This window comes from Sphingomonas sp. GCM10030256, from assembly GCF_042666415.1.
Lineage (GTDB): Bacteria > Pseudomonadota > Alphaproteobacteria > Sphingomonadales > Sphingomonadaceae > Sphingomicrobium.
Map to the genome: position 1 here is coordinate 945533 of NZ_JBHTDI010000001.1, position 22963 is coordinate 968495.

Below are 22963 nucleotides of genomic sequence, written 5' to 3' on the forward strand. Positions count from 1 at the left end.
ATGGGTATCGAAGTAAAAGTCCCCGCGCTCGGCGAGAGCATCACCGAAGCGACGCTTGGCCAATGGCTCAAGAAGCCGGGCGATGCCGTTGCCGTGGACGAGCCGGTTGCCAGTCTGGAAACGGACAAAGTCAGCATCGAGGTTCCGTCCCCGGTCGCCGGCAGGTTCGGCGAAGCTCTGGTGGCGGAAGGCGACACGGTCAACGTCGGCGCGGTGATCGCGACCATCGGCGAGGACGCGGGTGCCCGGGCACAGGCCGGCGGCCAGGCAGCGGCGCCAGCGGCTGAGAGCGCTGCGCCTGCAGCAGCCGCTCCGCAGCAGCAACGTGACCTCACGGACGACCAGGCCGCCGCCCTCCGCCTGTCCCCGGCAGTCCGTCGCGCAGTGCAGGAAAGCGGCGTCGATCCGGCGGCGCTCACCGGCAGCGGCAAGGACGGGCGGCTGACCAAGGAAGACGTGCTCGCCGCGGCGACGGCGAAGGCGCCCAGCGCTCCCGCGGAGGCGGGAGCCCAGACCGGGCAGGCTACACCGGCGCAGCCGTCCGCTTCTTCCGCTGAGCGCAAGGAAGAGCGGGTCAAGATGACGCGCCTGCGCCAGACCATCGCGACCCGGCTCAAGGAAGCGCAGAACACCGCTGCGCTGCTGACCACCTTCAACGACGTCGACATGACGGAGGTGATCGCCGCCCGCACCCGCTACAAGGACCTGTTCGAGAAGAAGCACGGTATCCGCCTCGGCTTCATGGGCTTTTTCGTGAAGGCGGTGGCACTCGCCGCCCGCGATGTGCCCGCGGTCAACGCCCGGATCGAAGGCGATGAAATCGTCTATCACGACTATCTCGACGTTTCGGTCGCCGTCTCCGCGCCGAAGGGCCTGGTGGTGCCGGTGATCCGCTCCGCCGACCGGATGAGCTTCGCAGAGATCGAGCAAGCGATCGCCGGCTATGGCAAGAAGGCCAAAGACGGCGCTCTCACGGCCGAGGACATGAAGGGTGGTACCTTCACCATCTCCAACGGCGGTGTGTTCGGTTCGCTTCTCTCCACGCCGATCATCAATCCGCCGCAATCGGCAGTGCTCGGTATGCACCGGATCGAGGAGCGGCCGGTGGTCAGGGACGGCCAGATCGTCGCCCGCCCGATGATGTATCTGGCGCTCAGCTACGACCACCGCCTGGTCGACGGCCGTGAGGCGGTCACCTTCCTCGTCCGCATCAAGGAAGCCATCGAGGACCCGACGCGCCTGTTGATCGATCTGTAAACGCACCCACACCCGTATGGGCTGAGCCTGTCGAAGCCCTGTCCTTCTGATCGAAGGCGAAACAAGAAAACCAGCCCTCCGACAGGCTCAGGGCATACGGAGTTTGTAATGGCTGACGGTGACTACGACTTCGACGTTCTGGTAATCGGCGCGGGCCCCGGCGGCTACGTCGCCGCAATCCGCGCCGCCCAGCTTGGCCTCAAGACCGCCTGCGCGGAAAGCCGAGAGACGCTTGGCGGCACCTGCCTCAATGTCGGCTGCATCCCGTCCAAAGCCTTGCTCCACGCCTCCGAACTGTTCGAGGAAGCCGCGCATGGCACCATGGCGAAGTGGGGCATCAAGGCGGACAACGTCACGCTCGACCTGGGCGCCATGCACGGGACCCGCCTCGAAGCGGTCAAGGGCCTGACTCAGGGCATCGAATTCCTGTTCAAGAAGAACAAGGTCGAATGGCTCAGGGGTCTCGCCACCTTCGAAAGCAAGGACACCGTCCGCGTCGGCGACCGCACCGTCCGCGCCAAGAACATCGTCATCGCCACGGGCTCGTCGGTTACCCCGCTGCCAGGCGTTGACGTCGACCAGCAGCGGATCGTGGATTCCACCGGCGCGCTCGAGCTGCCGGAGGTGCCGGAGCATCTCGTCGTCATCGGCGGCGGGGTGATCGGGCTGGAACTCGGCTCCGTCTGGCGGCGCCTCGGCTCCAGGGTCACGGTCGTCGAATATCTCGACCAGATCCTGCCGGGCATGGACGCGGAGGTCCGCAAGGAGTCCAACAAGATCTTCAAGAAGCAGGGCTTCGAGCTCAAGCTCGGCACCAAGGTCACCGGCGCGCAGGCGAACGGCAGCGGCGTCACCCTGACGGTTGAACCCGCAGCGGGCGGCGCGGCCGAGACGATCGAGGCCAGCCATGTCCTCGTCTCTATCGGCCGCCGTCCCAACACTGATGGCCTTGGCCTCGACAAGGCCGGCCTGCAGGTCAACAACCGCGCCCAGATCGAGACCGACCACAGCTTCCGCACCGCCGTTCCCGGCATCTGGGCGATCGGCGACGTGATCCCCGGCCCGATGCTCGCCCACAAGGCGGAAGACGAGGGTATCGCGGTGGCCGAGAATATCGCCGGCCAGACCGGGATCGTGAACCACGCCGTGATTCCCTCGGTCGTCTACACCATGCCGGAAATCGCCGGCGTCGGGCTGACCGAAGAGGACGCGCGCAAGGCTGGCGAGGTCAAGGTCGGCAAGTTCCCGATGATGGCCAACAGCCGCGCCAAGACCAACCGTGAGCCGGACGGCTTCGTCAAGGTCATCGCCGATGCCAAGACCGACCGCGTGCTCGGCGTGTGGATCATCTCATCGTTGGCCGGCACCATGATCGCCCAGGCCGCCCAGGCGATGGAGTTCGGCGCCACCAGCGAGGACATCGCCTACACCTGCCACGCCCACCCCACCCATTCGGAAGCGCTCAAGGAGGCGGCAATGGCGGTGACTGGCAAGCCGATCCACATCTAGGCGCGCCGGGGCCTGGCCGGGGCGCAGGGCTAGCTCAACCAGCCCAGCAGCCTTTCGACCAGACCCAGTTCCTTTGCCGCGACCCGGACGGGCACGACCGGCGGGCACTCCAGGCAGCGGACCTGCAGCGTCGGGCCGTTCAGCACCGCCCGCGCCTCCATGATCGCGGCGAACAGCTCGCGGTTCGCGCTTCCCGCCAGGCCGGCAAAGGCGTCCGGCGCCGCGCCTTCGTCGCTTTCCTCGCCGCGGAGGAATTCGGCCATCTGCTCGGTGAAGCTCTTCGGCCGCTCGAGGTATGTGACCTCCCGCTCGTCGCCGAGCTTGGCCAGCTGCGCCGCCTTGGCGATCGCATCGTCCATCCCGCCGAAGCCGTCGATCAGCCCGATCTGCCGCGCCGTTCCGCCGGCCCATACCCGGCCCTGGGCGATCTGGTTGATCTGCTGCGGGGTCCGGCCGCGGTTGTGCGCGACGATGCCTACGAAGCGGCGGTAGATGCTCTCAACGCCCATCTGCACCAGCTGGGAGGCTTCGGGGGAGGGGCCGTTGAGCAGGTCCGGCTCGCCCGACAGCGCAGTCGTCTTCACCCCGTCGGCGCCCAGCCCAAGCTTCTCCAGCGAGCCTTGAAAGCTCGGCAGGATCCCGAACACTCCGATTGATCCGGTGACCGTCGACGGCTCGGCCATGATGAAATCGCCGGCAGTGGCGATCCAGTAGCCGCCAGATGCGGCGACATTGCCCATCGAGACCACGACGGGGATGTCCTTCGCCTTGGCCTGGAGCAGGGCCTGGCGGATGCGTTCGGAGGCGAGCACCGCGCCGCCCGGACTGTCGACCCGCACCACCAGCGCTTTCAACTTGTCGGCCCGGACCGCCTTGTCGATCGCCTCCGCGATGCTATCCCCGCCAGCTGTGCCGAGCGGCGCCTTGCCGTCGACGATGGTGCCGGCGACGGTGACCAGGCCGATCGGCCCGTCGGGCGAAGCGTCCAGCCGTTCCGCGGCATAGGCGTCGAGCTTGATCCGCTTGAACCCGCCGCGCGCCTTGCTGTCCGCCCCGCCAAGCTGGGCCAGCCTGGCCTCGAATGCATGCCGCTCGCCGACCTTGTCGACCAGCCCGGCCCGCTGCGCCGCCGCTGCAAAGTCCCCGCCCGCTGCCTGCGCGACCGCGAGTGGGTTGCGCAGATAGGCGTCAAGCGCGGCCTTGGGCCGGGCCATCCGGACGTTGTCGCGCCAGGTCTCGAACAGCGAAGATGCCAGCGCCTGCGCGTCCTGCCGCGCTTCGGGCGACATGTCCTCGCGGATGAACGGCTCGACCGCCGCTTTGTAGGTGCCGACGCGGTACACGTTGGCGGTGACTCCCAACTTGTCGAGCAGGCCCTTGAAGTAGAGGTTGTTGCCGCCAGGCCCCCGCAGCAGCACGGTGCCGAGCGGGTTGATCCACACCTCGGACGCATGGGCCGCCAGCTGGTAGCTGTCGTCGGTATAGCCGGTGGCATAAGCCAGCACCGGCTTGCCCGACTTGCGGACCGCATCGATCGCCTCGCCCAACTCGGCCATGGCGGTCTGGCCGCCGCCGACGAACGCGTCCAGATCCAGCGCCACCGCCTTGACCCGGCTGTCGTCCCTGGCTTCGAGCAGCGCCAGCCGCAGGTTGCGCAGCGAATATTCCTTCGGGCCGCTGCTCCCGCCCATCAGGCTGAACGGGTCCGCCGCCGCGGGCTGCTCGACCACGCTTCCCTTGAGGTCCATCACCAGCACGCCACTGCCGAACGTTGGGGACGGGCGGGCCGACAGGATCGCGTACAGCCCGCCAAAGAACAGCAGCATCAGCAGCAGCACCAATGCGTCCTTGACGCCGACCAGCAGCTTCCAGATCGCCTTCAGGATACGCATCGTTGTCAGAACCCTTGTTTGCTTGGGCCCGTGGCTAGCCGAGCGTTCAATCGCAGGTAAGAGAAATTCGACCAACGAGAGCCCATCGCGCCGGGCCTGCCCCAGCGAGCGCCTGCGCCTTTCTCGGAGTAAGAAGAGGAAAGGCGGGCCTCGCGGAGTCCGGGGTGACGGCGGCGATTGCGGCGGCTAGTGCCGCCCCATGCCCGCCGTCCTCGCCCATGCGCCCGCGTCCTGGCGGGACGAGCTTCGGGCGACCCTGCGCCTCGCCCTGCCTCTGGTCGGGACCAACCTCTTGCAGATGGCGATCTACGCGGTGGACGTCATCTTCATCGCCCGCCTTGGGCCGGAACCACTCGCCGCCTCCTCGCTCAGCGTGTCCCTCTCCGGGCTGTTGATGTGGGCGATGAGTGGGCTGGTCGGCGCCGCCTCGGCGATCATGGCGGCCGAGCTTGGCCGTCATCGGCACGCCGTCCGCGAAGTGCGGCGGACATTCCGCATGGGCGTGTGGCTGTCGGTGCTGAGTGGGCTCGTCGGGATGGGCGTCTGCATGACCGGCGAGACGATCATGCTGGCGACAGGGCAGAACCCGCGTGTCGCGGCAATGGCGGGGGATTTCCTCCTCGTCCTGATGTGGACGATGATCCCGCTGGTCCTGTCCAGCCATCTCCGCAACACGGTCTCTGCTCTCGGCCGACCGGCCGTGTCGACCGCAATCGCGGGGTTTGCGGTCGCGGTGAACGCACTCGGCAACTATGCCCTGGTGTTCGGCAACTTCGGCCTGCCGGCGCTCGGCCTGCAGGGCTCCGCGATCGCCAGCGTCATCACCAGCTTCGCCATGCTTGGTGCCTACGTCATCGTCATCCAGTCAAACCGCCGGCTACGGCGCTTCGCCTTGTGGGGCCGATGGTGGAGGACCGAGACGCAGCGCCTGCGTCAGATGCTCCGCATCGGGCTGCCGATTGCCGGGACCATCCTGGCCGAGGCCGGGCTGTTCAGCGGCGCCGCTTTCCTCATGGGCCGGATCGGCGAGGCGGAGTTGGCGGGGCACACCATTGCGCTTCAGCTCGCCGCACTCGCCTTCCAGGTGCCGTTCGGAATCGCCCAGGCGACGACCATCCGGGTGGGCATGGCCTATGGCGCGGGCGACCGCCTGTGGATTACCCGCGCAGGCAATATTGGGATCGTGCTGGGGATCGGCTTCATGGCTTTCACCGCCGTATTGATGTGGGGCTTTCCACGCACGGTGCTGCGCTTGTACGTTGATCCGGCCGCCCCGGAGAATGCGCTGATGGTCGGCTTCGCGGTCCAGTACCTGGTGGTCGCCGCCGCCTTTCAACTGTTCGACGGAGCCCAGGCGGTCGCAGCCGGTGCTCTGCGCGGGCTCCAGGACACCCGCATCCCGATGATGATCGCCATCTTCAGCTATTGGGTGCCGGGGTTCGGGCTCGCGGTCTGGCTTGGCCTTTATACCCCGCTGCGCGGAACAGGGGTGTGGATTGGCCTCGCGGTGGGACTGGTGTTCGCGGCCGCGCTGCTGCTCTGGCGTTGGCTGTGGCGAGGTAGACTGCGGCTGATCCCTGCCTGAACGCGCCATTGACGTGTTGGATTGCCCCACCCATATGCCGGCCATCGCTGGCACTCGCCTACTTTGAGTGCCAACGGCCAACATCAACCCAAGAGAGACAGAGGGGCTAGCACATGGCTTTCAGGCCGCTTCACGACCGCGTTCTCGTTCGCCGCGTCGAGGCAGAAGAGAAGACCGCGGGCGGGATCATCATTCCCGACACTGCCAAGGAAAAGCCGCAGGAAGGCGAAGTCGTTGCCGTCGGTTCGGGCGCCCGCGCCGAGAACGGCTCCATCACCCCGATGGACGTCAAGGCCGGTGACCGCATCCTGTTCGGCAAGTGGTCGGGCACCGAGGTCAAGGTCGATGGCGAAGACCTCATCATCATGAAGGAAAGCGACATCCTCGGGATCGTCGGCTGACCTCTTCGACTTGCGCAAAACCGCGCTTGTCACCGTGAACATTGTGAACATTCGAAATCGGAAAGGGTAGCCAGATGGCAGCCAAGGACGTGAAATTCAGCCGCGATGCGCGTGAACGCATCCTCAAGGGCGTCGACATCCTCGCCGACGCCGTCAAGGTGACGCTCGGTCCCAAGGGCCGCAACGTCGTCATCGACAAGAGCTTCGGTGCACCGCGCATCACCAAGGACGGCGTCACGGTCGCCAAGGAGATCGAGCTCAAGGACAAGTTCGAGAACATGGGCGCGCAGATGCTGCGCGAAGTGGCCTCCAAGACCAACGACATCGCCGGTGACGGCACCACCACGGCCACCGTGCTCGCCCAGGCGATTGTCCGCGAGGGCATGAAGTCGGTCGCGGCCGGCATGAACCCGATGGACCTGAAGCGCGGCATCGACCTTGCGGTCACCCGGGTTGTCGAGGACCTCAAGGGTCGCTCCAAGCCGGTCGCCGGCTCCAACGAGATCGCCCAGGTCGGCATCATCTCGGCCAACGGCGACCGCGAAGTCGGCGAGAAGATCGCCGAGGCGATGGACAAGGTCGGCAAGGAAGGCGTCATCACCGTCGAGGAGGCCAAGGGTCTCGAGTTCGAGCTGGACGTCGTCGAAGGCATGCAGTTCGACCGCGGCTACCTGTCGCCCTACTTCATCACCAATCCGGAAAAGATGCAGGTCGAGCTCAACGACCCGTACATCCTGATCCACGAGAAGAAGCTGTCGAACCTGCAGGCGATGCTCCCGATCCTGGAAGCGGTCGTCCAGTCGGGCCGCCCGCTGCTGATCATTGCCGAGGACATCGAGGGCGAGGCTCTGGCCACGCTGGTCGTCAACAAGCTGCGTGGCGGCCTCAAGGTCGCGGCCGTCAAGGCTCCGGGCTTCGGCGATCGCCGCAAGGCGATGCTCGAGGACATTGCGATCCTCACGGGCGGCGAGATGATCTCCGAGGATCTCGGCATCAAGCTCGAAAACGTCACGGTTGGCATGCTCGGCACCGCCAAGCGCGTCACCATCGACAAGGACAACACCACTCTCGTCGATGGCGCCGGCACCCGCGAGAACATCGAGGGTCGCGTTGCGGCAATCCGCCAGCAGATCGAAGTCACCACCTCCGATTACGACCGTGAGAAGCTCCAGGAGCGTCTCGCCAAGCTGGCCGGCGGTGTGGCGGTGATCAAGGTCGGCGGTTCGACCGAGGTTGAGGTGAAGGAGCGCAAGGATCGCGTGGACGACGCTCTCCATGCCACCCGCGCCGCGGTCGAGGAAGGCATCGTCCCTGGCGGCGGTACCGCTCTCCTCTACGCGACCAAGGCCATCGAGGGTCTCAAGGGCGAGAATGACGACCAGACCCGCGGCGTCGATATCGTCCGCAAGGCGCTCTACTCGCCGGTCCGCCAGATCGCGGCCAACGCCGGTCACGATGGTGCGGTGATCTCGGGCAAGCTGCTCGAGGGCAACGATGCCTCGCTCGGCTTCAACGCCCAGACCGACACCTACGAGAACCTCGTCACTGCCGGCGTGATCGACCCCACCAAGGTCGTCCGCACCGCGCTCCAGGACGCGGCCTCGGTCGCGGGCCTGCTCATCACCACCGAAGCGGCGGTCAGCGAGATGCCGGACGACAAGCCGGCGATGGGCGGAATGCCCGGCGGCGGCATGGGCGGCATGGGCGGAATGGACTTCTAACGAACCGGCCGGGGCTAGCGCAACAGACCGTCAGGTCTGCGAGCTAGTCCCGGACTCGGCGAAGTTCGGCTGGCCAGGCGAACCGCCCTCAGGCTGGTCGAGCCGGTCCAACGTCCAGCGCGGGCTTTGCCCGTGCTCACTGCCTACCCCAACTCAGAAAGGCCGGCGTCCCTCGGGCTCCGGCCTTTCTTTATCCAAACCGTTTCGCCTCGCTCGCGCATCTGCCGCCCGGCAACCCTCGAGCAGGCATGCAAAAAGGGCCGCCCGGCTGCCCGGACGGCCCTTCCTGTTTCGTCAGCGACGAACGTCTGGGGCTTACTGGCCCGCGACGTTGTCCTGGCCGTTGGCTACGTCCTCAGCCGCGTTCTCGATGGCTTCGCCGGCGTTCTCGACGGCGTTGCCGGCAGCGTCCAGCGCGTTGTCGGCGGTGGCGCCGAGGTTGTCGGTCGCGTTCAGAGCCGCATTGGTGTCGGCGGCAGCTTCGGTCTCGATCGTGTTCTCGGTCGAAACAGCGTTGTCAGCGGCATTGTCCTGGCAAGCAGCAAGGCCGAGACCGAGGACCGCAACGGCGGTGAGAGCAATCTTGTTCATGATCGTCCATCCCTATCAGTGGTGCCGCCACCCGGCGGCACTGCTCGACCCGCCGCATATTTGCGGTCAGGCCAGCGGGCGGATTTAGGTAAGCACGTGCCGTCACGCAATCGTCAAATGCGACGAACGGAGAATCATGCTTCCAGCGCAAGAGAGTGCGTTGACGATATAAAGATATCTTTATATCCTTAAATGATGCCCCCAACGCTCTCCAGCGACCTTCCTCTTGCCGAACTGTTCCAGGCCCTGGCGGACCCGACTCGGCTGCGGATTCTCGCGCTTCTACGCGAGATGGAATTGTCCGTCGGTGAGCTGGCGCAGGTCTTGGGCCAGAGCCAGCCGCGGGTCTCTCGTCATATCAAGATCCTGACCGACGCCCGCCTGGTGGAGCGCCGCAAGGAAGGCAGCTGGGTGTTCCTTGCGCTCGGCCAGGCGGCTCTCACCGACGCGCTATTCGCCCTGACCGATGTTGCCGGCGAGTCGCAGACGGCCGCGGTCTTTGCGGCCGATGAGGCTCGCCTGGCCGCTGTGCGGAACGATCGTGCCGAAGCTGCCGAACGCTATTTCGCGGCACATGCGGAGGAATGGGACTCGATCCGCTCGCTTCACGTTGCCGAAAGCGAAGTGGAGCAGGCCATCGCCCGAGCCCTTGGTTCCGAGCCGCTCGGCCGGCTGGTCGACATTGGCACCGGCACCGGCCGAATGATCGAACTGTTCGGCCCGAGCGCCGAAAGCGCGGTCGGCATCGACAAGTCCTCCGAGATGCTCCGGCTTGCCCGTGCCAAGCTGCAGGCGGCCGGGATCGCCTCGAGCCTTCGGCAAGGCGACATGTACGCTCTTCCGCTGCCCGACGAGTGCGCGGACGTCATCCTCCTTCATCAGGTCCTTCACTATGCCCATGCCCCCGCGGCAGCCATTGCCGAGTCCGCCCGCTTGCTCGCACCCGATGGACGGTTGCTGATCGTGGACTTCGCACTTCACGATCGGGAGGAGTTGCGCGAGCGCGCTCAGCATGCGCGTCTCGGCTTTGCGGACGAGTCCATCTTCGGGTGGATCGAGGCGGCCGGCCTCCAGCCGAGCAAGATCGACCAGCTTGCCGGCGGCGAGTTGACGGTGACCTTGTGGGCCGGAGAGCGCGTGCCGGACCTGCGCCAGGTACGGAGGGCGGCATGACCCTCCCCGCGCTGGCCCCATTTCCGTACTCTGATCCGGCGCCCCTGTTCGCCCACGCTTGCGGCGACATCGCGGTCAGCTTTGAATTCTTCCCGCCCAAGTCGGACGCGATGGCGCAGACCTTGTGGCAGTCGATCGAAACGCTGGCCCCACTGTCCCCGCGCTTCGTCTCGGTGACCTATGGTGCGGGCGGGTCGACCCGCGAGCGGACCCATGCGACGGTGGAGCGGATCGTCCGCGAGACCGATCTTGCCGCGGCCGCGCACCTGACCTGCGTCGACGCCACCAAGGAGGAGATCGACTCGGTTGCACGGGCATATTGGGAGGCCGGCGTTCGCCACATCGTCGCGCTGCGCGGCGATCCACCCGTTCCCGGCACGCCGTACCAGCCCCACCCAGACGGCTATGCCGATGCGGCGGCGTTGGTCGCGGGCCTCAAGCAGGTAGCGCCGTTCGAGATTTCGGTCGCATGTTATCCGGAAGTCCACCCGCAGGCGAGTTGCCCGGAAGCCGACCTTGATAATCTGAAACGCAAGGTGGACGCGGGCGCCGACCGGGCGATCAGCCAGTTCTTCTTCTCGCCCGAGGCGTTCCTCCGCTTTCAGGATCGCGCGGCCGCGGCTGGGATCGCCGCGGAGATCGTGCCGGGCATCCTGCCTGTCAGCAGCGTCGCCCAGACCCGCCGCTTCGCGGGCCAGTGCGGTGCGGCGATCCCCGAATGGATGGATGCCATGTTTGAAGACCTCGACGATCACCCGACCGCGCGCCAGCTGATTGCTGCCACGGTCGCCGCCGAACTGTGCGGCCAGCTATACGCCCGCGGGGTGCGGCACTTCCACTTCTATACGCTTAACCGCGCCGAGCTGGCTTACGCAATCTGCCACCTGTTGGGCGTTCGTGCCAAGGCGGTGGCCCGATGAGCCTCTCTGCCAGCCTGGGACAGGGCGTTGCCGAGGCACTGCGCGCAGCCGCCGCGCAGCGGGTGCTGATCAAGGACGGTGCGTTCGGGACCACCATCCAGAACGTCGGACTGGAAGCGGGCGATTATCGCGGTACCTTCGATCTCGCCAAGGACCAGAAGGGCAACAACGACCTGCTCTGCCTCACCCGACCGGACGTGATCGAGGCGATCACCGACGGCTATGCGGCGGCCGGCGCAGACGTGCTGGGCACCAACAGCTTCAACGCCAACCGGATCAGCCAGGCCGATTATGACGCCGAGCATCTGGTTGGCGACATCAACCGCGCGGCGGCACGGATCGCCCGCGACGTTGCGGACCGCTACGGCGAGCGCGACGGCCGACGCCGGTTCGTCGCGGGGGGCCTCGGCCCTACCAACAAGACCTTGTCGCTGTCGCCCGACGTCAACGATCCAGGCTTCCGCGAGGTCGATTTCGACGAAGTGAAGACGGTCTATCGCGAGCAGGTGGATGCGCTGGTCGAAGGCGGCGTGGACTTCATCCTGATCGAGACGATCTTCGACACGCTCAATGCCAAGGCCGCGATCATGGCCACGCTGGAGGCGGAACGGGTGCTCGGCCGCGAGCTTCCGCTGATGATCTCCATGACGCTGACGGACCTTAGCGGGCGCAACCTGTCCGGTCACACGGTTGAAGCCTTTTGGGCTAGCGTCCGCCACGCCCGTCCGGTAACGATCGGCCTGAACTGCTCGTTCGGAGCGGCCCAGCTCCGGCCGCATCTGGCGGCTCTGGCAAGGCAGGCCGACACGTTGATCATGGCCTACCCGAACGCCGGGCTTCCCAACGAACTCGGCCAGTATGACGAAGCGGCGGAAGAAACCGCGGCGCAGGTCCGCGAGTGGGCGGACGAAGGACTGATCAATATCGTTGGCGGCTGCTGCGGGACCACCGCAGCGCATATCGCCGCGATCGCTGGGGCGGTGCGCGATTGCACGCCGCGTACCGTCCCGGCTGCTTCCCGCCGAACGGTCCTCGCCGGGCTGGAACCGATGGTGCTGGCAGCCTAGACATGAGTGAACAGGACAAGTCCCTCGCCGCCAGCGCGGCCACCGCCTTCGTCAACATCGGCGAACGCACCAACGTGACCGGCTCTGCGCGATTCAAGAAGCTGGTCATTGCCGGCGACTATGACGCCGCGGTGGAAGTCGCTCGGCAGCAGGTCGAGAACGGCGCGCAGATCGTCGACGTGAACATGGACGAGGCTTTGCTCGACAGCGAGCTTGCCATGACCACCTTCCTCAAGCGCATTGCCGCGGAGCCCGACATCGCCCGGGTGCCGGTGATGATCGACAGCTCCAAGTGGACGGTGATCGAGGCCGGGCTGAAGTGCGTCTCGGGCAAGCCGATCGTCAATTCGATCAGCCTCAAGGAAGGCGAAGAGCCGTTCCTGGAACAGGCCCGCGCCTGCCGCTCCTACGGCGCCGCGGCGGTCGTGATGGCGTTCGACGAGACCGGCCAGGCCGACACAGCGGCGCGCAAGATCGAGATTTGCGAGCGCGCCTACAAGCTGCTGACCTCCAACGGCTTTCCCGGCGAAGACATCATCTTCGATCCGAACGTCTTTGCCGTGGCCACTGGGATCGACGAGCATCGTCGCTACGCGCTCGACTTCATCGAGGCGACGCGGGAGATCCGCCGCCGCTGCCCCAGGGCCCATGTCTCCGGCGGGTTGTCGAACCTCAGCTTCTCGTTTCGCGGCAACGAGACGGTGCGCCGGGCCATGCACTCGGTGTTCCTCTACCATGCCATTCCCGCCGGGCTCGACATGGCGATCGTCAACGCCGGGCAGCTTGACGTGTACGACGCGATCGATCCGGAGCTTCGCGACGCCTGCGAAGACGTGATCCTCGACCGCCGCGACGATGCGACGGAGCGGCTGATCGCACTTGCCGAGCGGTTCAAGGGCAGCGATCCGGTGGCGGAAAAGGCCGCCGCCGAATGGCGCGGCTGGCCGGTTGGTCAGCGGCTGGCGCATGCGCTGGTCAAGGGCATCGACGCTCATATCGTTGAGGATGCCGAAGAGGCCCGGCTGGAAGCGTCGCGTCCGATCGCGGTCATCGAAGGTCCGCTGATGGACGGCATGAACGTGGTCGGCGACCTGTTCGGGTCGGGCAAGATGTTCCTGCCGCAGGTGGTGAAGTCCGCCCGGGTGATGAAAAAAGCAGTCGCCCACCTGCTGCCGTTCATCGAACTCGAAAAGGACGAGGGCGCCAAGGGCAAGGGCAAGATCGTCATGGCGACGGTCAAGGGCGACGTCCACGATATCGGCAAGAACATCGTCGGCGTGGTCCTGCAGTGCAACGGCTATGAGGTCGTCGACCTGGGCGTGATGACACCGTGGACCAGGATTCTGGAGGCGGCGAACGAGAATGGCGCCGACATGATCGGCCTGTCCGGGCTGATCACTCCCTCGCTTGACGAGATGGTGACGGTCGCGAGCGAGATGGAGCGAGCGGCGATGAGCATGCCGCTGCTGATCGGCGGCGCGACCACCAGCCGGGCGCACACCGCGTTGCGCATCGCTCCGGCCTATAGCGGACCGGTGATCCACGTGCTGGACGCAAGCCGGGCGGTGGGCGTTGCCTCGGCGCTGGTCAGCGATGGCCCGCAGAAGGCCGAGCTGATCACTCGCACCGCCGACGATTACCAGGCGCTGCGCGATTCCCGAGCGGGCCGCGGCGCGCAAGACCTTGCCTTGCTGGAGCAAGCGCGGGCGAACCGCTTGCGCGTCGACCCGGAGCGCAAGGCCCCGGCGCCCGCCCGACCTGGGCTGCATAGCTTCGGCGAGTGGCCGCTGCGCGACCTTCGCGCGCATATCGACTGGACACCCTTCTTCCGCGCATGGGAACTGCACGGCAACTACCCGGCGATCCTCGAGGATCCGGTGGTCGGCGAAAGCGCCAGCAGCCTTTTCAACGATGCCGAAGCGATGCTCGACCGAATTATCGCCGAGCATTGGCTGACCCCGCGTGGGACCGTCGGCCTGTGGCGCTGCCGCCGCGATGGTGACGACGTGTACGTCCTTGCCGGTAATCACGAGACCCGCCTGCCGTTCCTTCGCCAGCAGGTGAAGAAGCGCGAGGGCCGCCCCAACATGTGCCTGGCCGATTTCATCGTCGAAGAAGGCGAGGACTGGATCGGCGGGTTCGCCGTCGGCATCCATGGCATGGAGCCGCACCTCGGGCGCTTCCGGCAGGCCAACGACGACTATAGCGACATCATGCTGAAGGCGCTGTCGGACCGCTTGGCCGAAGCGTTTGCCGAGCGGCTGCACCACCACGTCCGCACCAGCATCTGGGGATATGCGGAAGAGCATCTGTCCAACCAGGACCTCATCCGTGAGCATTATACCGGTATCCGGCCGGCCCCCGGCTACCCGGCCTGCCCGGACCATAGCCTCAAGCCCGTGCTGTTCGACATGCTCGGCGGCGAGCCGTCCGGCGTCACCCTGACTGAGAGCTTCGCGATGCTTCCGACCTCGGCGGTCAGCGGCTTCTACTTTGCGCACCCGGAGAGCGCTTACTTCGGCGTCGCCAAAATCGGGCAGGACCAGCTCGAAGATTACGCCGAACGGCGCGGTGTTGACGTGGAGACGGCCACCCGCTGGCTACGGCCGAATTTGGATTAGGTTAGCGTAGTCGCGAGCGCAGAGATGCGATCCAGTGGCTCTCGAAGTTGAAACTGGATCGCTTCCCCTTCGGCTCGCAATGACGGTAAAGCGCGCATCGATGTTCCGGCTCTTGGCCTTCCTGCTCGCGCTGCTCTCCACGCCCGCAGCCGCACAATTGCGTTCGACGGGTTCCACGGCGATCACGCCGCAGCTGGTCGTCGACGGCCCGGTCATCCCCGGGCGCGAGGTCGACCTCGCCATTCTGATGACTCCGGAACCGGGATGGCACGGATATTGGCTCAATCCGGGCGATGCCGGGCAGCCGATGAGCATCGACTGGCAGCTTCCTCGCGGAGCGTCGGTCGGCCCGCTGCGCTATCCGGTGCCGACCCGACTAACGATCGCGGGGCTGATGAACTATGTCTACAAGGGGCCCTACGCCATCCTGACCCGCCTCCGGGTGCCTGCCGATGCGACCGGGGCCTTGCCGGTCAGGGCCAGTGCGCAGTGGCTTGCCTGCACCGACAAGATCTGCGTTCCCGAGCAGGGCGCGCTGGCGCTCGACGTCCCGATCGGGTCGGCCGGTGCCACCTCTGAGAGCCGCTTCGACGAATGGCGCCGGCGCCTGCCACGCCCGCTGGGCTCACCGGCGCGGCTACAAGCCGACGGGACAACTCTGCGGGTCGCCATTCCGCTGCCGCACTCCATTACCGTGGGCGAGACCTACGTCTATCCGGCCACCGACGGGTCGGTGGACTATGCCGCCCCCCAGCGTTTTCGCCGCACCGGAGATACTCTGGTCGCCGAACTGCCGGCGAGAGGAAGCGCGCCGGAGACCTTCGCCGGTGTTCTCGCGCTGGGCGAGGGCCAGCCTGGCCTGTGGTTCAAAGCTCGCCCGGGCCCTGTTCCGGAAGGCGGGTCACCGGTCAGCGAGCGCGTGGCGTTGGCGGCGCTGTTGGCGCTCATCGGCGCCGTGGCCGGCGGCTTGCTGCTCAACCTCATGCCGTGCGTGTTCCCGATCCTGGCGCTGAAGGCGCTTAGCCTTGCTCGGGCGGGCGCGGGGGAGAAAGCGGCTCGCAAGGACGCACTGGCCTACACGCTCGGAGCGATCGTTGGGACCGGTCTGTTGGGTGTGGCCTTGCTCGCCGTGCGTGCCGGGGGAAGCGCGGCGGGATGGGCCTTCCAGCTGCAGGACCCGCGCACCATCCTGCTGCTGCTGCTGCTGACGGTGGTGATCACGCTCAACCTGCTCGGCGCCTTCCGCTTGCCGGTGGTCGGCGGCGAGAGCAGCCCGCGCGGCGGCTTCGCAACCGGTGCGCTGGCGGCCTTCGTCGCGACACCCTGCGCGGGGCCGTTCCTCGGCGCGGCGCTCGGCTCCGCGCTGCTGCTCCCGGCAGCCGCAGCGGTGCTGGTCTTTGCGGGGCTTGGACTGGGGCTCGCCTTGCCGTTCCTGCTGGTCGCCTTCGTTCCCGCACTTCGCTCGCGCCTGCCGCGCCCCGGACCCTGGATGCAGCGTCTCCAACGCATTCTCGCGATCCCGATGGCCGCCACCGCGGCCGGCTGCCTATGGCTGCTGTGGCGGCAGGGGGGCGAGCCGACGCTGACGACGGGAGTGCTGGCGGCGGTCCTGCTGACGCTGGTGCTACTGGCCGCCGGGCTGTGGCAACGACGGGGCCGGGCGGTCGCGCTGGTCGCCGTCCCCGCAGCGCTCGGCATTGCCGCGGCGGCGGTGCTGACAATCGATGCGCAGCCCGCCAGTTCCGCCGGCCGAAGCCTCGCGGGAGCCGAGCCATGGAGCGAAGCCGGCGTTGCCGACCATCTGCGGCGCGGGCGACCGGTGTTCGTTTATTTCACCGCCGACTGGTGCCTCACCTGCAAGGTCAACGAAGCCGGCGCAATTGATCGGGACGCGGTTCGCGACGCCTTTCGCGCGGCCGGGGTCAAAGTGCTGGCCGGCGATTGGACCAACGGCGACCCGGCCATCACCCGGTTCCTCGAAAGCCGCGGCAGGGCCGGCGTGCCGCTCTACCTGTGGTATGCGCCAGGGCGACCGGTGCGGGAATTGCCGCAAATCCTCACTCCGGGAACGCTCATCGAGCTTGCCCGACGCCCGGCGTAGCGGTGCGCTCCCAAGCCTTCTTCCCCGCGATCCAGGTCTGCAGCACCTGCGTCCGAGCGAGCTCGTTAGGCGTAACGGCCGCGACGTCCCGGTCCACCAGGATGAAGTCCGCCCATTTCCCTGGTTCCAGGCTGCCGACCTTCGTCTCGGCAAAACCTGCCCATGCCGCATCGCGAGTGAATCCACCAAGAGCCTGGGCGAAAGTCATGCGCTCCCAAGGCCGCCAGCCGCCCGTGGGTTGATCGTCCAGCCCCTGTCGGCTGATCGCCGCCGCCAGCCCGTGAAAGGGGTTGGGATGCTCCACCGGGAAATCGGACCCGAGCGCCAGCCGCGCTCCGCTCTTGTCGAGCGTCTGCCAGGCGTAAGCGCCATCCAGCCGCTTGGGACCGAGCCGCGCCTCAGCCATCGTCCGGTCGCTGGTCTGGTGGACCGGTTGCATCGACGGGATGACCTTGCCTGCAGCGAAGCGCTTGAGGTCGGCCGTGTCCACCACCTGCGCATGCTCGACCCGCCAGCGCTTGTCGCCCTGCGCGCTGCCGAGCGCCTCGTAGCTGTCGAGAACCATGGCATTGGCAGCGTCGCCAATGGCGTGCACGGCAAGCTGGAACCCGCCCGCGGCCGCGATGCCGGCCTGCCGCCTGAGTTCCTGCGGCGTGAGCAGGGCCAGGCCACGCGTCGGAGCGTCGGCATAGGGCTGCTTGAGCCAGGCTCCACGCGACCCCAGCGCGCCGTCGGAGTAGAGCTTGACCCCGCCCATCCGCAACCGGTCGCCGTACAGCCACGGCGTTGGTTCAGTCCCGGCCACCGCCAGCAAGTTTTCGATGCCGCCGCCGTAGGCCATGATCCGCACTTGCAGCCGCGCACCGTCGTACAGTCGCCGCATCGCCAGCCAGTCCTCCGCCGACGTGCCCATGTCGCCCACGGCGGTGAGGCCGTTCTCCAGGAGCAATGCCTGGGCGGCAAGAAGCGCCGCCTCCTGCTGGGCTGGAGGAGCGGGAGGGACCTTTCCGTCGATCAGAGCGGTTGCGGCATCGACGAACAGGCCAGTCGGCCGGCCCGCCTTGTCCCGCTCGATCTTGCCGCCCGCCGGTGCCTTGGTTGCTGCGGTCACACCTGCAGCCTTGAGGGCGGCACTGTTCGCCACCGATGCGTGCCCATCGACCCGCTCCAGCCACACCGGCCGGTCAGGCACGGCGGCGTCCAGGTCGGCCGCGGTCGGGAAGCGCTTGCCCGGCCACATCTCCTGGTTCCAGCCGCGGCCGGTGATCCAGGGCAGGTCCGGGTTCTTCGCCGCATAGTCGCGCAGCCGCTGCTGAAGCTCTGCGACGGACTTGGTTCCGGTCACGTCCAGCCGGGTCAGCGCCTGGCCGAGGCCCATCACATGGCCATGCGCGTCGATCAGGCCCGGCAGCAGGGTCCGCCCACCCCCGTCGACCACTGACGTCCCCCCGGGCAGCTTGAGCTGCTCGCCACGAAGGACCTGCTTCACCTTGCCGCCATCGTCGAGCAGCAGGCCGGTGAAGCGATCCAGGGTTCCGTCGGATGCGACCTGCACCCCTCGCACATTGGTGACCAACGTGTCCGCTTTCGCGGCGGAAAGGGGCACCAGCAGAGCGGCTGTGGCAAGCAAGAGGGCGGTTCCGTTCATGGCCTTTGCCTAGCATTGTTTGCCCGGCGGGGAAGGGCTACGCGCCTGATCATGACGACCAGGCCGCCGACGATCGACGACATCCGCACCGCCGCAACGCGCATCGAGGGCGCCGTCCTGCGCACCCCGATGCTGAAGAGCCGCACCCTGTCCGAGATCACCGGCGCCGAAATCTGGCTGAAGTTCGAGAACCTCCAGTTCACTGCCGCCTACAAGGAGCGCGGCGCGCTCAACAAACTGCTCCAGTTGACCGACGACGAGCGCCGCCGCGGGGTCATCGCGGCGTCGGCCGGCAACCATGCCCAGGCGGTCGCCTACCATGGCCGCCGGCTCGGCATTCCAGTGACCATTGTGATGCCGACCAACACGCCGACGGTGAAGGTCATGCAGACCGAGGAGCATGGCGCCCGGGTGGTCCTCCACGGCGAGCGGTTCGACGATGCATATGCTCTCGCCCGCGAGATGGAGGGCAAGGAAAGCCTGGTCTTCGTCCATCCGTTCGACGATCCGGCAATCGTTGCCGGCACCGGCACCATCGCCTTGGAAATGCTGGCGGACATGCCGGAACTCGACGTGCTGGTGATCCCGATCGGCGGGGGCGGGCTGATCTCCGGCATCGGCATCGCTGCCAAAACGCTTCGTCCCGAGATCGAGGTGATCGGCGTGGAGGCGGAACTCTACCCGTCGATGAAGAACGTCATCGACGGCACCACCACAGCGATCGGCGGCGACACGCTGGCCGAGGGCATTGCGGTCAAGGAGCCGGGGCATCTTACCCGCCGGATCATCGCCGAACGGGTCGACCGCATCGAGCTCGTCGCCGAGCGCGACATCGAACATGCCGTCGCGCTGCTGGTGGCGATCGAGAAGACCGTCGTTGAAGGGGCGGGTGCCGCCGGGCTGGCGCTGCTGCTCGCTCAACCTGAGCGCTTCAAAGGTCGCAAGGTCGGCACCGTGCTGTGCGGCGGCAACATCGACACGCACCTGCTCGCCAACGTGCTGATCCGCGAACTCGTCCGCTGCGGCCGGATCGCCCGGCTGCGGATTGCGGCGCAGGACCGGCCTGGCGCACTGGCGGCGATCACGGCCAAATTTCACGAGGCCGGCGTCAACATCATTGAGACAAACCACCAGCGGATCTTCTCACGCCTGCCGGCCAAGGACACGATCATCGAAGTCGAATGCGAGGCGCGCGATGCCGAGGCGATTCAGGCGCTTATCGGCAGGCTGGAGGATGCCGGCTTCAGGGTGGAACGGGCGGAACTGGACTGACTGTCAAGCGAGCCCTTGCCCCATCCCGGCACAGCCTGTCGCATTAACTACTTTCCTCATGGCTCCACCTCTTTCCAAGAGCGTTGGACAGACGCATAAACATTTCCGTAACCATCTTCAGGAGCCGGTGGTCGGGTGAGCGCGCCGTTTCGTTTTCCGAAGTTCTTCGTGACCAGTCCGAGCCCTTGCCCCTACCTCCCGGGCAAGATGGAGCGGAAGGTGTTCACCGAATTGTCGGGGCATCATGCCACCGAGCTGAATGAGGCGCTCGGCCGCATCGGCTTCCGCCGCAGCCAGTCGGTCGCCTACCGCCCGAGCTGCATCGATTGTTCGGCCTGCGTGTCGGTCCGCGTCGCAGCCGAAGAATTCCAGCCAAGCGCCACCCAGCGCAAGCTGATCCGCCGCTACGCCGACCTCGAAGTCACGGCCTGCAAACCATGGACCACCGAGGAGCAGTTTGAACTGCTGCGTCGCTACCTCGCGATCCGCCATCCCGGCGGCGGGATGGCGGAAATGGACGAGAACGACTTTGCCGACATGGTCGAGCAGACTCCGGTCCGCACTTATGTCGTCGAGTATCGCGAGCCGTCGGTGAACGGGCGCCCCGGTCGGCTGGTCGGCGCCTGCCTGTCGGACCAGCAGAGCGACGGGCTGAGCATGATCTACAGCTTCTACGACGCCGGGCCCGAGGCGCGGAGGGGGCTTGGGACGTTCATCATCCTCGACCACATCATTCGCGCGGCGCGCTCCGGCCTGCCTTATGTCTATCTTGGTTACTGGGTCGAGGGGTCGGATCGGATGGCCTACAAGGCGAGCTTCCGGCCGCTCGAGCGCCTTGGCCGCGACGGCTGGCGGCGGTTTGACACGGCCACTGCCGCGCCTCCCGAGCGGCGCATGGTCCAGCAGCCGGTCGGGGTCGAGCGGCGGGGGCTGCTCAAGGTCTGAGCCGCCCCTTCACCCGAATGCCTAGAAGAAGACCGTCGACAGCAGCTTCAGGTTGAGGCTGATGATCACGGCCGAGATAAGCCATGCCGCACCCTTCAGCCAGGCCGGATTGACGAACTGACCCATCTTGGTGCGGTCGCTGGTGAACTGGACCAGCGGGACCACCGCGAACGGGAGCTGCAGGCTGAGGATGACCTGGCTCAGCACCAGCAACTTGGCGGTGCCGCTTTCGCCGTAATAGGCCGCGACCAGCACCGCCGGGATGATCGCCAGCAGGCGGGTGACCATTCGCCGAAGCCAGGCGGGCAGGCGGATGTTGAGGAATCCTTCCATCACGATCTGCCCGGCGAGCGTCGCAGTGATGGTGCTGTTCTGGCCCGACGCCAGGAGCGCGACGGCGAACAGCGTGCTGGCCGCGCCAACGCCGAGTACCGGGGCCAGCAGGTAGTAGGCGTCCTGGATTTCGGCGACCTCGGTGCGCCCGGTCCCATGGAAGGCCGCGGCGGCGAGAATCAGGATCGAGGCGTTGATGAAAAGCGCGAAGAACAGCGCCACGCTGCTGTCCAGCGTTGCGAAGCGGAGCGCCTCCCTTTTATCCCTGAACGTCCGGCCGAAAGCGCGGGTCTGGACGATCGAGCTGTGCAGGTAGAGGTTGTGCGGCATCACGGTGGCGCCAAGAATACCAATGGCGATGTAGAGCATCGCCGGGTTGGAGACGATTTCGGGCGAGGGGATCAGGCCACCCGCAATGGCGCCGAGGCTCGGCTGGGCCAGTGCGAGCTCAACCGCGAAACAGCCGGCGATGATGATCAGGAGGGCGATGACGAACGCCTCCAGCTTGCGAAAGCCGCGCTGCTGGAGGAGCAGGATCAGCAGCACGTCGGCCGCCGTCAGCACCACGCCCCACACTAGGGGGATGCCGAACAGCAATTGCAGCGCAATGGCGGTGCCGATCACCTCGGCCAGGTCGCAGGCGACGATCGCCAGCTCGCACAACACCCATAGAACCATCCGAACCGGTGGCGAGTAATGGGCGCGGCAGGCCTGGGCGAGGTCCATGCCGGTGACGATGCCGAGCTTGGCGGCAAGCGCCTGGAGCACCATCGCCATGATGTTGGACAGCAGGATGACCGACAGCAGGGTGTAGCCGAAGGCGGAGCCGCCGGCGATGTCGGTCGCCCAGTTGCCCGGGTCCATGTAGCCGACGGCGACGAGGTAGCCGGGCCCCGCGAAGGCTCCGACCTTGCGCCAGAAAGAGGCGCCGGAAGCGGGCACCGGGACCGAGGAATAGGACTCCGGCAGGCTTGGCCGGAACGCCGGCGACGGGGGCTCCGTGACGGCTTCCAGATCTCTCGGCGGCGGAGTCATCGCCAAGCTGTAGCCTAGCTTGGCGGTTCAGTTCACCATCTTTTGCCGCCCGTCAGGCGACGGCGGCTTCCGGCAGTTCGGCTTCGTTGCTGTCGCGAAGGACGTAGCCACGGCCCCATACCGTTTCGATGTAATTGTCGCCGCCGCAGGCAAGGCTCAGCTTCTTGCGCAGCTTGCAGATGAAGACGTCGATGATCTTGAGCTCCGGCTCGTCCATACCGCCATAGAGATGATTGAGGAACATCTCCTTGGTCAGGGTAGTGCCCTTGCGGAGCGAGAGGAGCTCCAGCATCGCATATTCCTTGCCGGTCAGGTGGACGCGGCTGCCGTCGACCTCGACCGTCTTGGCGTCCAGGTTGACCGCCAGCTTGCCGGTGCGGATGACCGACTGGCTGTGCCCCTTGGAGCGGCGGACGATGGCGTGGATGCGGGCGACCAGCTCGTCGCGGTGGAACGGCTTGGTGACGTAATCGTCGGCGCCGAAGCCCAGCGCACGGACCTTGGAGTCCATCTCGTTCAGGCCCGACAGGATCAGGACTGGAGTGCCGACCTTGGCCGTGCGCAGCTTCTTCAGCACGTCATAGCCGTGCATGTCCGGCAGGTTGAGGTCGAGCAGGATGATGTCGTAATCATACAGCTTGCCGAGATCGAGGCCTTCCTCGCCCAGGTCGGTGGTGTAGACGTTGAAGCCTTCGGTGCCGAGCATCAGCTCGATGCTCTTGGCCGTGGTCGGCTCGTCCTCGATCAGCAGAACCCGCATGATTGTCCCCCCGTTCAGAGAGCCGAAAAGCGTTACGGCGGCTTAACGGCCCTGAAGCGTGCATTAACCATTCCGATCTGAAGGACAAAGGTTAATAAGCTGTAAAGCGCTGGAATCCGGCAGAATCGTTGC

The 22963-nt window shown here is 66.6% G+C and carries 17 protein-coding genes; 12 read left to right on the forward strand and 5 right to left on the reverse strand.

Going from position 1 to position 22963, the window contains the following annotated elements; genetic code table 11:
- Positions 1-1257, forward strand: a complete 1257-nt coding sequence (gene odhB, locus ACFQPG_RS04555; RefSeq protein ID WP_380810574.1) for a 2-oxoglutarate dehydrogenase complex dihydrolipoyllysine-residue succinyltransferase — start codon at positions 1-3, stop codon at positions 1255-1257.
- Between the two features lie 108 nt (positions 1258-1365).
- A complete protein-coding gene (gene lpdA, locus ACFQPG_RS04560; RefSeq protein WP_380810575.1) occupies positions 1366-2766 on the forward strand; it encodes a dihydrolipoyl dehydrogenase in 1401 nt (466 codons plus the stop codon).
- Positions 2767-2795: 29 nt separating this feature from the next.
- Here lpdA and sppA read toward each other — a convergent pair whose 3' ends face one another.
- Complete coding sequence (sppA, locus tag ACFQPG_RS04565) at positions 2796-4658, reverse strand: signal peptide peptidase SppA (protein ID WP_380810576.1); 1863 nt, start codon at positions 4656-4658, stop codon at positions 2796-2798.
- A gap of 199 nt (positions 4659-4857) precedes the next feature.
- Between sppA and ACFQPG_RS04570 the strand changes: the two genes are divergently transcribed.
- The 3 genes from ACFQPG_RS04570 (at position 4858) to groL (ending at position 8365) form a co-directional block, all read left to right on the forward strand.
- Positions 4858-6243, forward strand: coding sequence for an MATE family efflux transporter (locus ACFQPG_RS04570; protein WP_380810577.1), 1386 nt, complete (start codon positions 4858-4860; stop codon positions 6241-6243).
- Between the two features lie 113 nt (positions 6244-6356).
- Positions 6357-6644 carry a co-chaperone GroES gene (gene groES / locus ACFQPG_RS04575; RefSeq protein WP_380810578.1) on the forward strand — a complete coding sequence of 96 codons (288 nt, stop codon included), beginning with the start codon at positions 6357-6359 and terminating at the stop codon, positions 6642-6644.
- Positions 6645-6718: 74 nt separating this feature from the next.
- On the forward strand, positions 6719-8365 hold the full coding sequence (groL, locus tag ACFQPG_RS04580; protein WP_380810579.1) for a chaperonin GroEL: 1647 nt from the start codon (positions 6719-6721) through the stop codon (positions 8363-8365).
- 315 nt (positions 8366-8680) lie between these two features.
- On the opposite strand, the gene ACFQPG_RS04585 is transcribed toward groL, so the two are convergent.
- Positions 8681-8956, reverse strand: coding sequence for a circumsporozoite protein (locus ACFQPG_RS04585; protein WP_380810580.1), 276 nt, complete (start codon positions 8954-8956; stop codon positions 8681-8683).
- 192 nt (positions 8957-9148) lie between these two features.
- Here ACFQPG_RS04585 and ACFQPG_RS04590 point away from each other — a divergent pair, with 192 nt between their 5' ends.
- The 5 genes from ACFQPG_RS04590 (at position 9149) to ACFQPG_RS04610 (ending at position 16838) form a co-directional block, all read left to right on the forward strand.
- Positions 9149-10129, forward strand: a complete 981-nt coding sequence (locus ACFQPG_RS04590) for an ArsR/SmtB family transcription factor (RefSeq protein WP_380810581.1) — start codon at positions 9149-9151, stop codon at positions 10127-10129.
- Complete coding sequence (gene metF / locus ACFQPG_RS04595) at positions 10126-11049, forward strand: methylenetetrahydrofolate reductase [NAD(P)H] (protein WP_380810582.1); 924 nt, start codon at positions 10126-10128, stop codon at positions 11047-11049. The genes ACFQPG_RS04590 and metF overlap by 4 nt, the downstream gene beginning before the upstream one ends.
- Complete coding sequence (locus ACFQPG_RS04600) at positions 11046-12116, forward strand: homocysteine S-methyltransferase family protein (RefSeq protein WP_380810583.1); 1071 nt, start codon at positions 11046-11048, stop codon at positions 12114-12116. Before metF ends, ACFQPG_RS04600 begins: the two co-directional genes overlap by 4 nt.
- A gap of 2 nt (positions 12117-12118) precedes the next feature.
- On the forward strand, positions 12119-14737 hold the full coding sequence (gene metH / locus ACFQPG_RS04605) for a methionine synthase (RefSeq protein ID WP_380810584.1): 2619 nt from the start codon (positions 12119-12121) through the stop codon (positions 14735-14737).
- A gap of 100 nt (positions 14738-14837) precedes the next feature.
- Positions 14838-16838 carry a protein-disulfide reductase DsbD family protein gene (locus ACFQPG_RS04610; protein WP_380810585.1) on the forward strand — a complete coding sequence of 667 codons (2001 nt, stop codon included), beginning with the start codon at positions 14838-14840 and terminating at the stop codon, positions 16836-16838.
- On the opposite strand, the gene ACFQPG_RS04615 is transcribed toward ACFQPG_RS04610, so the two are convergent.
- On the reverse strand, positions 16810-18486 hold the full coding sequence (locus ACFQPG_RS04615) for an amidohydrolase (RefSeq protein ID WP_380810586.1): 1677 nt from the start codon (positions 18484-18486) through the stop codon (positions 16810-16812). The genes ACFQPG_RS04610 and ACFQPG_RS04615 overlap by 29 nt on opposite strands.
- 51 nt (positions 18487-18537) lie before the next feature.
- Between ACFQPG_RS04615 and ACFQPG_RS04620 the strand changes: the two genes are divergently transcribed.
- A complete protein-coding gene (locus ACFQPG_RS04620; protein ID WP_380810587.1) occupies positions 18538-19758 on the forward strand; it encodes a threonine ammonia-lyase in 1221 nt (406 codons plus the stop codon).
- A 135-nt stretch (positions 19759-19893) separates the two neighbouring features.
- On the forward strand, positions 19894-20703 hold the full coding sequence (locus ACFQPG_RS04625) for an arginyltransferase (RefSeq protein ID WP_380810588.1): 810 nt from the start codon (positions 19894-19896) through the stop codon (positions 20701-20703).
- A 21-nt stretch (positions 20704-20724) separates the two neighbouring features.
- Here ACFQPG_RS04625 and ACFQPG_RS04630 read toward each other — a convergent pair whose 3' ends face one another.
- Both ACFQPG_RS04630 and ctrA read right to left on the reverse strand, forming a co-directional pair.
- Entirely contained in the window at positions 20725-22071 is a 1347-nt protein-coding gene (locus tag ACFQPG_RS04630; RefSeq protein ID WP_380810589.1) for an Nramp family divalent metal transporter, read from the reverse strand.
- 52 nt (positions 22072-22123) lie between these two features.
- Positions 22124-22831 (reverse strand): response regulator transcription factor CtrA, encoded by a 708-nt coding sequence (gene ctrA, locus ACFQPG_RS04635; protein ID WP_380810590.1) that lies wholly within the window; start codon positions 22829-22831, stop codon positions 22124-22126.
- Between the last annotated feature and the right edge of the window lie 132 nt (positions 22832-22963).